The following is a 12,535-nucleotide window of genomic DNA, read 5'->3' on the forward strand; positions in this document are numbered from 1 at the left end:
ATAATGATAAATATTTTTGTTTGATTACTTATTTTCAGACTAAAAGCTTTATTTTTCATGGATTCTCGAAATTCAAGAATGTTCTAACGTGCTTTGGTAGTGCTATAGAAGTATTCTTGAAGTATTTCTGGGAATACTAAAACTATCTTTCTAGATGAAGAACAACCCCGATTTTGTGGGACAAAGATAGAGAAAGTAGTATGAAACTCCAGCATAATCAACCTCTATGGCGTATTTTGCTATAGCTCTTGGTCTTCTAATGGTTCTGACTCTGGAAGTTTTGGTGGTAGTGATTTTGGTGGTGGTGACAGTGGCGGGGGTGATAGCTGGTAATCACACCTCAAATTTTGTCAAAGACGTTTCATCATTACACTCAAATACAAAATCATGGGTTATGAATAAAAGAATTTATGAATATAAATTAAGTAATTACTCGTACTATATACAGTCTACATTGCTCCATAATTGTAGTAATGGTCAGTAACAGTCAGGTTGCAAATTTAATAAATAAAGTTACCTAGCTAATAAAGTCCTTTTCACTCCCAAATCTTTGAGATATAACAACATAATTTAATTAATATTTTATGAGTAATTCTGTGACTGAAATTAATAATATTCATACTCAAATGATGAGAATGGCGAAATCTAAGAAACCAAAAATTTTGGTAGTTGATGATGAAATAGATAACCTCGATCTGTTGTATCGCACTTTTCGCCGAGAGTTCCACGTTTTAAAAGCTCATAGTGGGATGGAAGCTCTGGAGATTTTGGCAGAAGAAGGGGAAGTTGCTGTGATTATCTCCGATCAAAGAATGCCGGAAATGAAAGGAACAGAGTTTCTTCGCAAGACTTTACCTCAATTCCCCAATACTGTGAGAATTATTCTTACGGGTTTCACTGATATTGAAGACCTTGTAGATGCCATTAATGCAGGGCAAGTTTACAAATATATCACCAAGCCCTGGGATCCAGATGAATTAAAGCTGCTGGTAGATAGAGCAGTGGAAACTTATGATTTGCTCAAACAACGTACTGAAGAGCTAGAACGAGCTCATGCACAAATGGCGTTGTTAGCTGTATTAGTACAGGTAGCTCAACAAAATGAAGATATACAAACTACCTTGAATCAGATTGCTACAGCATTCAGGCAAAATTTCACTGCTGATAAATGTATTTTACAAATGCTAGAAAATGGCGCTCTAATTGCTCAACAGGGTACTTGTAGTAATGAAGGAAATATAGAAAACTGGTTAGCTCAAGATCCTCTCGCCCAAAACGCAATCGCCACTGGGCAAATTCAAGTATCAGCAAATGTATCCAAAGACAAAAACTTAGCAAGTGTCTCTCACTATGCTGATACTGGTATAAAAGCACATTTAGTTACCCCCATTACTTATGCTGGTAAAGCGATCGCTATTCTTTCTTTACAATGGAAGCATACCCATGATTTACCAGAAGATGAATTGAAGCTAATTCATCTATCAGCCCAATTAGTGGCTATTGCTCTCACTTGTAGCTGTAAGTTTTGAGGTTAGAGTCTAATAGTCATTAATGCTTGACTCTTTGAGACAATCCCTTGAGGATAAAATAATGACTAATCACTTACTCACAGCTAATGTCTGACGAAATACGCGCTATTTTTGACCAAATTGCTCCCATTTACGATCGCTTAAATGATTGGTTAAGTTTGGGACAACACCGGATTTGGAAGGAAATGACGGTGAAATGGAGTGGTGCTAAACTAGGGGGTATCTGCCTCGATTTGTGTTGTGGAAGCGGCGATTTAGCATTCCAATTAGCACAAAGGGTAGGGGAAACAGGACAAGTTTATGGAGTTGATTTTTCTTCTGCACAGTTAGCCATCGCTAAACAACGTTCCCTAGACAAGTATCCTACTCCTCCCATTACTTGGATTGAAGCCGATGTCCTCCAGTTACCTTTTGATGACAATCGCTTCCATGCAGCCACTATGGGCTATGGATTAAGGAATGTTACTGATATTCCTCAAAGCATAAAAGAAATTCATCGCGTCCTCAAACCAGGAGCAAAAGCTGCTATCTTAGATTTCCATCGTCCCCAAAATTCCCTAGCAATCGACTTTCAAAATTGGTACCTCAACAATCTTGTAGTTTCTATAGGTGATTGGATGGGAGCTCGGGAAGAATACGCTTACATTAATCCGAGTTTGGAGCGTTTCCCCAAGGGTGAGAAACAAGTAGAAATTGCTTTGCAAGCTGGTTTTGTCAAGGCAACTCATTACCCCATTGTTAACGATATGATGGGAGTATTGGTAGTAACTAAATCGGATAGTTAGGCATTTTTACTCCTATCCTGCGGAAAGCTAAGGCAATGGAGTCAGCTACGCTCAGATTAATCTAAACGCCAAAATCAAAAATCCCGTGGATTGGTATCATCTTTGGTTATATATAACTCCTCCCATTGCAGGTGGAATTATTGGCTATTATACAAACGACATAGCCATAAAAATGTTATTTCGTCCTTACCGAGCTATCTACATTGGTGGGCGGAGAATTCCCTTTACACCTGGACTCATTCCCCGTAATCAAGCGCGTCTGGCTCAGAATATTGCTAATGCAATTATGGATTCTCTATTAACCCCAGAGGAAATCCAAAATTTGGCGCGGCGACTATTGCAAACGGAACGGGTTGAGGCGGCTATTTTGTGGTTGTTAAGGATGGCAATTGACCAGATAAAGTCCGAAAAAGAACAAAAAACTGCCAAAATTATCGCTGGAATTTTACGGGACTTATTAGGTGAATCTTTGCCAAAATTACTGAAGGTTTTAGCTAGAAGGGAAGACTTTTTAGAAGCACAAATTAATCAAATATTTGACCTGATATTATTAGAGTTTCAATTGAGTGAAGAGCAATCTCAAAAACTTGCCGGCTGGTTACTCAAAGTAGTTTTATCACCAGATAAAATTAGGTTAACTATCATTGATTTTTTGACTGATCGCACTATTCAAACTATTGATGAAAGCTTTCGTGAAAAAAGTAGTGGTACTTATTGGGTTGTAGCAAATCTGTTTGGATTACGTAATACTTTGATTCGTTTGCGTACCTTTTGCTTGGATGAGAAAGAAATCTCCAATACTCGAATTAAGGAATGGATTCAAAATTTGCAAATGCGTGAGCGTTTACAGCGTTTTTTCCAGAGTATTTCTTTACAAAACTTACCAATATCTACCGTGAGACAATTGCGAAAGAGTACCAGAGAAAGTGTGCGCCAGTATATCCAAACCAATGGAGGAGATTTACTTCAAGGATTAACAGATTCAGTCAATTGGGATCGTATTTCTGTGCTGTTAGTAAATCGTCTCAGCTCTTCTGAGGTGATGAGTAGTTCTTTGCAAGTAGTCAGTCAAGAATTAGCTCTGATTTTGGAAAAATATTTGGAAAAAGATTTGGAAATTATAGTATCTCAGGCTATTCCCATTTTATCCATTGACCAAGTAATTATTGAGCGGATTAAAGCTACTCCCCCTGCTGATTTAGAAACTGCAATTGAGGGGATTGTGAAAAATGAGTTGCAAGCAATTGTAACTTTGGGTGGTATTTTGGGGTTGGTTGTGGGTTCTTTTCAAACAATTTTCCTGTTATTAAATAATTGACCCTATCACTGCTAATTTAATACCAGTTTGAAACTTATTACTTATTACTTAATTGAAAAAAAAAGAAAAGGATACAAGCCCCCAAATTTATTTGTGAAAGCTCCCCTACTCCCTACTCCCTGCTCCCTGCTCCCTGCTCCCTACTCCCCTGCCTCTTCCTGACAGTTGCTCTCGCAGTGCTTGACGCATAATATCTATAGGCACAGTATCTTGTTGTAACCACATTTTTAGAGCGATCACACCTTGTTGTACTAACATTTCTAACCCATCCATGGCAACTGCTCCTACCTGTTGTGCTTGTTGTAAAAATTGCGTCGGGTTAGGTGTGTAAATCAAATCATAAGCGATCGCTCCTGGTGGCAAATTGGCTATATCTTCTACACTGACGGGAGATTCTCCTATCCGTGGATACATACCCACAGGGGTAGTATTTACCAGTAAATTAGCCTGGGAAATTAATTCTGGTAGAGATTTCCATTCATGCACTTGTAAATTTACTTCCAAAGGCGAATTTTCCCAACTCTGCTGGAATGCTTGTAGTTTTTCCAGATTACGTCCCAATAGATGAATTTCAGAGATGCCTAATTGGGTTAAACCTGCTACCACTGCCCTGGCTGCACCACCATTTCCCAAAACCACTGCGACTTGTTGACTCCAGTCATGGTTATAGTTTCGCAATGGTGATATAAATCCGTCTACATCTGTATTCGTACCTACCCATTGATTATCTTTGCGTACAACTGTATTGACGGCTCCTACAGCTTGGGCAATGGGTGTGATGTCTGATAATAAAGGTAATATTGCCTGTTTGTGGGGAATTGTGATACTAAAACCCACCACTCCAATGGCTGCAAAACCATCCAAAGCTGTTTTTAAGTTCTCTGGTGCAATGGGGAACGGTAGGTATACATAGTCTAGTCCTAAATTCGCGATCGCGGCATTATGCATGGTTGGAGACAGTGAATGTTCCACCGGATGTCCAATCACTCCCAGTAGTTGCGTTTTCCCTGTAATCATTTATCCTTCATCGGTGACTATAGCAATCCTATGCTATTTGACATCACTTGATACAGTTTAATTTCAATCAAGATTATTTTTTAATCCCTTCAATTGAGCATTTCAGCAATTCTCTTAGAAAAATGGGTAGACCATTAAGCTCCTGTTTTGCTCTTGGTTCTAAACAGGCGATAATATGTTGGTATGTAACTGCATGATGTAAAGCACATAACGGTTTGGCTATTTTCCAGGCTTCTATTAAGCGTGACCTTGGTTCATAAAGCGTCCATTGAGTTAGGTATTCATCTCGCAAAACCTTTAAAGGTGATAAAAAAGGTTTATTGTTTCGAGGAAAAAACAACTCAAACATATCGAAAAAAGGATGAGAGATACAGCTATCAGTCCAATCAAACAAGAGGTAGTTATCCTGAGAAAAAGCAACGTTATGTAAATGCAGATCCCCATGAACTAATGTCTGTGGGATTTGATATTCAGCTAGCTGAAAGCATAAATTTTTTAAATACGGAGCAAGGGTGTTTAATTGATTAATTTCGGCTGTATTCATCTCAGATAGGACATTTTCATCATTGAATAGGACATCTATTTGAGTTTCCAGTCGAGCCAAACGCCGGTCTAAACAGCCTATGCTCAATAAATTATCTCTATGCGCAACTGATTTTATTTGTATTTGAGCGAGTAAATGATAGATATCCTTTTGTAACTTTACGGGTGCATTTCGACCAACAGGTTCTCCAAAATCAGCTAATAACATCCAGTGACGCTCAGTATTTATACCCAGGACAGTAGGAATATGTTCGGGAAATAAATTTGCTAATTCTGCTGTAACTGCTGGTTCGTTACAAAAAAGAGGTAATGTAGAAGCTTCCTTGAAATAAATATTTCCTGCGCTGGTATGAACCCGCAATATACAAGAAATTCCCCAACTTTTGATGCATTTTATGGGAGAAAGTTGTTTATAGTTTAATTCCAATAATTGCTCTTCAATCCATTGAGTTGCACAGTCAAACCAACCTACTTTACTCCAAGGTGGACGCAGTTCTGGAATATTATCACTCTCAATTTCTCTTAGATATTCTTCGATAACTAATTTATGTTCGGGTTGTTTTAGGGATAAATTTCGCAAAGTTTCTATGTCTATCCAAGAACCTTCTTTCAGTTCTGTAATGGAACCATTCCGCTCCAGCACATATATCCCGCGAATTTGACGTTTCGATTTATCGTAATCCTTGCTGGCAGCATATAAAATGTTTAGCGAAATCCCAAGTTCTTGCTCTATTACTTTCTTGATAGTCCCGAAATTACTAGGGTTGATCATTTTATTGACACGAACATAAGGTAGAAAGTAACCACTCTTATCGGATAGCATCAAAACCCTAGGTTCAGTGGGGTGGGGTAGAATCCCATAAAGATAAGATTCCCATTTGCCCTGAAAAAATTTAGCGATCGCCCCTTGAGTGACTCCCTTTAGGGGCATCGCCTGGTTGAAGAATGATAATATGGCGAACAGAGGTGAGGTTTGACCTTGATGCGATTTTTCTGGCTTAGTTTCACTCATAGCCTTTTCACAGTCAATTGGAAACTCCAGAAATTGTAACGCAAAAGCACTAGTTACATAGCAATTACCAATTATTTAATCAACCCTTCCATAACCTGTTGCAAATCATTTGTCAAATCCATTACTGCTTGTCTCCCACTGCGACGGGAATTGCTATAAACCGGATAACGTTCAGACACAGACAACGGTTCGCCAATAGTAATTTTCGCCCTTTGCTTACCCAACTGTGGACGCTTGAAGGGATTACTACCCTGAATCCGGTTTACCATATCCCAAATTAGTAAAGTAGTTTCCGCAAATCTTTCCGGGGTAGGTTTTTCACGAATATAACTACCCGTCACCGCCACAAAACTTTCTACCAACCGCATATGCCACATATGTAGATTCGCTTCTTCCGCCACCCGATCGCCCAATGCCTTTTCTAGGGATGACAATGCACTTATATCTTTAAAATCTTCCCGAAACATATAATTCCATGCCGCCTGCTCTACTCGGCGACAACGGTCATTAAAATTACCTTTAACTGATAAATCAAAATATTGTTCTGCTACTTGTAAAACTACATTTCGTAAAGCCTGTAAACGAATAGCGATCGCTTGATTAATATCTTGACTTCCTTCGATCACAATCTCTGGTTTGGGTAATTTTTGGTGATAAAATCGAGTATAAAAATTTTCTACTAAATATAGTAAATGTTCTGATAACCGTAATAGCCTAGGATATAGAGAATGGTATGCAGATGGTAATTGGGAACTCAAAGTAGAGACGTTAAACTTATTTGTTTCTCCAGACACCCCACTAACCCCTTCCAATTGACTTAATAGATTAGCGATCGCATCCCAAGGAGGATTAATATAACTGTATTCAATGCCAACTGGTAAAATAAAAACCTGCTCATCCCTACCAGCTTTGTGTAAGTCTTCCGCACACCAAAAGCCCAATTGAGCGATTCCTGGTTCTAGGGGGTTGATAATCTCCGAAAGACCATTGGTGGCTCCTTCTGGTGCAGCCGCCATCGGCAAATCACCATTGGCAAATAAATTACGCGCCGAGCGCAATCCCGTCCAATCAGCCTTACCCCGTTGAATTGGCGTACCACCCAACCGGGAAGCCAGCCAACCAATATGGGAACCAGCCCACAAAGGAATGCCGCGATCATAGATAAAATGGGCATGAATTGGCGATTTTAGTGCTATATTTTTCTGTCGTGCTACCTTAGGCACTAGCTGGGAAAGCAAATAGCCCAAACACAGAGGATCTTGAGTTTGGGGATGGCGAAATGCCAGCAAAAAACGAATTTTTCCCTCTTGAAACTGACGATATAGATTCACCAAAACCTCTATATTGTCTGCTTCAATTTGCTCAATTCCTGTTTTCCAAGTAATCCATTGGGGAAGGAACAAATGCAATGTTTTGAGCAACCAAGGATTAAATGTTGGAGGGATAAATTCTAAAGGTGGTTGTGCTTTATACATAAAATTTAGGATAGACAAATGGTAATTGACTCAAGAATAAAAATATTTATCCTGCGGTTGTGCCGTATATCCTTTATACTTCAGCTTTTAGGCGAACTTTTAAACTTGAACTGACATAAAAATTAGCAAACCCAAACATAGGAGAAACAATGCGACTGTCAAAAATGTTATTTGTCACACTCAGAGACGACCCAGCGGATGCAGAAATCCCCAGTCATAAATTACTGGTGAGGGCAGGTTATATTCGTCGCATTGGCAGTGGTATTTATGCGTATTTACCCTTAATGTGGCGGGTATTGCAAAAGGTATCCCAAATAGTGCGGGAGGAAATGAACGCCACCGGTGCCCAGGAATGCCTTTTACCCCAGTTACAACCAGCCGAACTATGGAAAGAATCGGGACGGTGGGATACCTATACTAAAGCTGAGGGTATCATGTTTGCCTTGGGCGATCGCCGGGAACAGGATTTGGCTTTGGGACCCACCCATGAGGAGGTAATTACTACGGTAGCTAGGGATATGATTCGTTCCTACCGCCAGTTACCCATACACCTATACCAAATTCAAACTAAATTCCGAGATGAAATTCGCCCCCGGTTTGGGTTGATGCGGGGACGGGAATTTATTATGAAGGATGGCTATTCTTTCCATGGTGATGAGGAGAGCTTGCAAGCTACTTACCAAGATATGTACACCGCTTATAGTAATATGTTGCGGCGTAGTGGTTTAGCTTTTCGTGCTGTCCAAGCTGATTCCGGAGCTATTGGTGGTTCCGGTTCCCAGGAGTTTATGGTGTTGGCGGAAGCTGGGGAAGATGAAGTTCTTTATACTGAGGATGGGCAATATGCCGCTAATGTGGAAAAGGCGGTTTCTTTACCCGTAGATGCCGAAGCTTCTAGCTTTACCAGTTACGAAAAAAAGTCAACTCCAGGAACAGAAACCATTGAAAAAGTTTGTCATTACCTCAAATGTTCTCCCACCCAGGTAGTGAAAAATGTTCTGTACGAAACTATTTATGACAACGGAACAACGGTATTAGTACTGGTAAGTATCCGTGGTGATCAGGAAATTAATGATGTCAAATTGCAGAACGAATTAACCAAACTGGCTCCCCAATACAAAGCTAAAACCATCCTGGCAATTACCATACCTAATACCGAATCTCAATCAACATGGGCAGCTAAATCCTTGCCTTTGGGTTATATCGCCCCTGATCTGGTTGATGCATATATTGATACCAAAAAACAGGTACATGGTAAATTCTTGCGCTTAGTAGATAAAACCGCCATTGACCTGAAGGACTTTGTCACCGGGGCAAATGAGTCTGGATATCACGTCGTTGGAGCAAATTGGGGAGAGCAGTTTAAAATACCAGAAATAGTAGATATACGTAAAGCCAAAGCAGGCGATCGCGCCGTGCATAATCCAGAGCAAAAATTACAAAGTGCTCGGGGAATTGAAGTGGGGCATATTTTCCAGTTAGGTATAAAATATTCCCAAGCAATGGGAGCAACCTATACTACCCCAGAAGGGAAAGATGAACCCCTATGGATGGGTTGTTATGGTGTGGGAGTTTCTCGATTGGCACAGGCTGCGGTAGAGCAATCCTACGATAAAGATGGGATAATTTGGCCAGTTGCGATCGCACCCTATCATGCGATCATTTGTATTCCCAATATTAATGATGGTAAACAGGTAGAAGTTGCCGAGCAACTTTATACAGAGTTAAATAAAGTTGGGGTGGAAACCTTACTAGATGACCGTAAGGAGCGAGCGGGAGTTAAATTTAAAGATGCTGACTTGGTGGGTATTCCCTACCGGATTGTCACCGGGAAAGCCTTGGCTAATGGCAAAGTTGAGGTGGTGAAAAGGGCAAGTAAAGAGTCTGATGAAATTGCGATCGAGGAAGTGGTTTCTACTTTGAAAAATTGGGTTGAGGAGGAATTGAAAGTTTAATAATTAAAGGGGTGAGGAATGGATGCCCACCCCATCATAGATGTAAAATTTTCCTATGATAAATAATACCAATTCAAATAATGTTTGCGACACATACATTTTTCGTAGGGAACATCCACAATCTTTTGGTATGTAAAATTATCTTACTGGTGCCGTGCCCTACCCATATGTCACATTCTTTTTTCAAAATGGTATAACTATACTTATCAAGGGTAGTGATATGGAAAAATATATCATCACAAAAGAAGAAATAGAGGAGTATGAAGGTATTCAAAAAACTCATTTTCTCAATCAGAAAGCTCGCAGACTGAATAAATCTTTAGGGGATCTAACAGGTTTAACTGGCTTTGGTTTTCATCTCATAGAAATCCAACCAGGAGATGAGTCCACAGAGCTACATATGCACTATCACGAAGATGAATGTGTTTATATCCTGGAAGGCGAAGCAGAAGCAACCATTGGAGATAATAAATATCTTGTCAAAGCAGGTGACTTTATCGGTTATCGGGCAGGGGGAGAGCCACATACACTTATAAATAGCGGTAGCTCTTTATTGAAGTGCATTGTTGTTGGTCAACGTCTTGACCATGATGTCGGTGATTATCCAAAACTCAACAAACGTATATATCGGAATAAAGGCTTGAAATGGAACCTTGTTGATATTGAAAATATAGATGAGCCAACTGCGGGGAAAAAGGCATAATAAATATAAACTAGGTTGGGTGGAGCAAGGCGCAACCCAACAGTCTTGTTTTTCTTGGGTTCCACTACATTACTATCCAACCTACAACAAAATTCCATTGGTATGATATACAGAAAAATATTTAAGCAATAAATCTAGGATGACACATGGGTAGCAAAATTAAGGTTTCGTTACCAATGACGGGGGGTTGCCAATGCGGTGCAATCAAATATGAAATTAATAGTATGCCTCTTACTCTCTATGCTTGCCATTGTACCGAGTGCCAAAAACAGTCTTCATCGGGTTTTGGTATGTCTATGCCTGTTCCGAAAATAGGATTCAAAATCATTAGCGGCAACCCTAAATATTGGAGCAGAACATCCAATAGTGGTAGAACCGTAAATTGTGCTTTTTGTCCTGAATGTGGCACGAGGTTATTTCATGAGCCTCTGAGAAATAAAGAGATTGTGAATGTAAAGCCAGGTACTCTAGATAAAACAAAATGGATTAATCCTGTCGCTCATTTATGGTTAAGTAGTGCTCAAACAGGAGTGGTTATCCCGGAAAGTAAATTGTATTTTCAAAAGCAACCGGATAGCTTTGAGCCTTTATATCAGGCATGGTTAAATCAGTATGAACCAAGTCATGCCTAACAAGTTGCTTGTTGAATATAACAATAGTTCGATATGCAAAGCATCAAGCCTTTGGCTCATCCCTTGCAAAAGTGCAGAGGTTAAAATGTTCTTGTGAAGCATTCGGTAGATGTTGGGATATGGGAAGTGTGTACTTCAACTTAATGGGTTCATTCAATTGAGGAGTTCAATATGCGAGAATTAACCTATTATGTAGCTTGCAGTGTTGATGGATTCATCGCTCACCATGATGGCTCACATGACGGTTTTTCTCAAGATAGTGAATATTTAGCAGATATATTTGCATCTTTTCCTGAAACTGTTCCATCCCACCTCCGCAATGCCATGAATATTCATGGTGAAAACAAAGTGTTTGATGTTGTGCTTATGGGGCGAAAAACCTATGAGATAGGACTAAAAGAAGGAGTGACAAGCCCTTACTCACACATGAAACAGTATTTATTTTCACGCAGCATAAAAGAAAGCCCTGATGAGAATGTTGAACTTGTTGGTGACAATGCTGTTGGATTAGTCAAAGGTCTGAAAAATGAAGTAGGTAAGGGCATTTGGCTGTGTGGTGGTGGAGATTTAGCCACAACCTTTTTTGCTAACCGCTTAATTGATAAGCTAATCTTGAAGGTAAGCCCATTCCTGATGGGTTCGGGTATTCCACTTTTTTCCGGAGTGATTCAGCAGACTGCTTTAAAGCTTATCGATAGAAAGATATATGGTAACGGTGTCGTAGTGCTTCACTATAGGATAGAGTAAACCTTTGGACAAGCAAATAGTAATTATCCTTGGTTGAGTAGAGCAATGAAAATACTACATCAAACCAGCTTGAAAAATCTGATTTGCAGTGAGATTTAAATCAGGAAAAGTTTGGGAGATAATCACATCATTATTTTGAAACTTACTGATTTGATATTCTTCATCAACTAAGTTACAGATAGAAATTGTTGGTTGTTTTGGATTACCAATAAACTTACGTCCACCCAATGCGGCATAATCCACAATCCAATATTCGGGAATACCCATCTCCTCATAATCAGCAAACTTTAAATAATAATCATCTCGCCAATTGGTCGATACAATTTCAATCACCAAAGGGATGGACGCACCCAAACTAAGGGTAGATGATTTCTTCCATAATTGTTCATTTACCAGATTTGCCCGGTTTAACACCAACACATCGGGAAAATAACCAGAATCTTTTTCAGGAGGTCTGACTATGGCTTGGTTAGGAATAACGTAGGGTAGTCCCAGACGTTTGATTTCAACGGGAATTTCGATACCTAAAAAACCTTTAACTTCTTCATGGTCTCCTACTGGTCGTGCCATTTCAATGATTTCCCCATTATGTAGTTCATGGCGTATCCCAGAATTTTCAGGTAAGCGATCGACAAATTCCTCAAAGGTTATTAGTTTGGGTATGGCTTGAGTCATTTCAGTTATCAGTTATCAGTTATCAGTTATCAGTTTCCCCATCGATGAATCGAAGGGCTAATGAAACTCAGAAAGTATTTTTTCCTCTCCACGGATGAATCCGGGGGTTTGTATCCAATTTTTTTGGTCATAATTAAGTAGGTT

At 39.6% G+C, this 12,535-nt stretch carries 11 protein-coding genes; 7 read left to right on the plus strand and 4 right to left on the minus strand.

Annotation, left to right across the window (positions count from 1 at the left end; translation table 11 throughout):
- Positions 1-584 precede the first annotated feature (584 nt).
- From CALSC_RS06545 to CALSC_RS06555, 3 genes are all read left to right on the plus strand, one after another.
- A complete protein-coding gene (locus tag CALSC_RS06545) occupies positions 585-1,529 on the plus strand; it encodes a response regulator (protein WP_088240581.1) in 945 nt (314 codons plus the stop codon).
- 86 nt (positions 1,530-1,615) lie between these two features.
- Positions 1,616-2,314 (plus strand): bifunctional demethylmenaquinone methyltransferase/2-methoxy-6-polyprenyl-1,4-benzoquinol methylase UbiE, encoded by a 699-nt coding sequence (ubiE, locus tag CALSC_RS06550; protein ID WP_088240582.1) that lies wholly within the window; start codon positions 1,616-1,618, stop codon positions 2,312-2,314.
- An 85-nt stretch (positions 2,315-2,399) separates the two neighbouring features.
- Positions 2,400-3,632 (plus strand): DUF445 domain-containing protein, encoded by a 1,233-nt coding sequence (locus CALSC_RS06555; RefSeq protein ID WP_088240583.1) that lies wholly within the window; start codon positions 2,400-2,402, stop codon positions 3,630-3,632.
- Positions 3,633-3,737: 105 nt separating this feature from the next.
- On the opposite strand, the gene CALSC_RS06560 is transcribed toward CALSC_RS06555, so the two are convergent.
- The 3 genes from CALSC_RS06560 to CALSC_RS06570 all read right to left on the minus strand — a co-directional run bounded on the left by CALSC_RS06560 (position 3,738) and on the right by CALSC_RS06570 (position 7,679).
- Complete coding sequence (locus CALSC_RS06560) at positions 3,738-4,649, minus strand: shikimate dehydrogenase (RefSeq protein ID WP_088240584.1); 912 nt, start codon at positions 4,647-4,649, stop codon at positions 3,738-3,740.
- Positions 4,650-4,722: 73 nt separating this feature from the next.
- Positions 4,723-6,204: an aminoglycoside phosphotransferase family protein gene (locus CALSC_RS06565; RefSeq protein WP_235006704.1), complete on the minus strand. Its 1,482-nt coding sequence runs from the start codon at positions 6,202-6,204 to the stop codon at positions 4,723-4,725.
- A gap of 71 nt (positions 6,205-6,275) precedes the next feature.
- Positions 6,276-7,679: a 1-acyl-sn-glycerol-3-phosphate acyltransferase gene (locus CALSC_RS06570; protein WP_407641891.1), complete on the minus strand. Its 1,404-nt coding sequence runs from the start codon at positions 7,677-7,679 to the stop codon at positions 6,276-6,278.
- Positions 7,680-7,828: 149 nt separating this feature from the next.
- Between CALSC_RS06570 and proS the strand changes: the two genes are divergently transcribed.
- From proS to CALSC_RS06590, 4 genes are all read left to right on the plus strand, one after another.
- Positions 7,829-9,634 carry a proline--tRNA ligase gene (proS, locus tag CALSC_RS06575; protein ID WP_088240585.1) on the plus strand — a complete coding sequence of 602 codons (1,806 nt, stop codon included), beginning with the start codon at positions 7,829-7,831 and terminating at the stop codon, positions 9,632-9,634.
- A 220-nt stretch (positions 9,635-9,854) separates the two neighbouring features.
- Complete coding sequence (locus CALSC_RS06580; RefSeq protein WP_088240586.1) at positions 9,855-10,337, plus strand: cupin domain-containing protein; 483 nt, start codon at positions 9,855-9,857, stop codon at positions 10,335-10,337.
- Positions 10,338-10,513: 176 nt separating this feature from the next.
- Positions 10,514-10,969 (plus strand): GFA family protein, encoded by a 456-nt coding sequence (locus tag CALSC_RS06585; RefSeq protein ID WP_456151087.1) that lies wholly within the window; start codon positions 10,514-10,516, stop codon positions 10,967-10,969.
- Positions 10,970-11,140: 171 nt separating this feature from the next.
- On the plus strand, positions 11,141-11,716 hold the full coding sequence (locus CALSC_RS06590) for a dihydrofolate reductase family protein (RefSeq protein ID WP_088240588.1): 576 nt from the start codon (positions 11,141-11,143) through the stop codon (positions 11,714-11,716).
- A 54-nt stretch (positions 11,717-11,770) separates the two neighbouring features.
- On the opposite strand, the gene CALSC_RS06595 is transcribed toward CALSC_RS06590, so the two are convergent.
- Positions 11,771-12,391: a Uma2 family endonuclease gene (locus CALSC_RS06595; protein ID WP_088240589.1), complete on the minus strand. Its 621-nt coding sequence runs from the start codon at positions 12,389-12,391 to the stop codon at positions 11,771-11,773.
- Between the last annotated feature and the right edge of the window lie 144 nt (positions 12,392-12,535).

This window comes from Calothrix rhizosoleniae SC01 (assembly GCF_900185595.1).
In the GTDB taxonomy this organism is placed as follows: Bacteria; Cyanobacteriota; Cyanobacteriia; order Cyanobacteriales; family Nostocaceae; genus Calothrix_A; species Calothrix_A rhizosoleniae.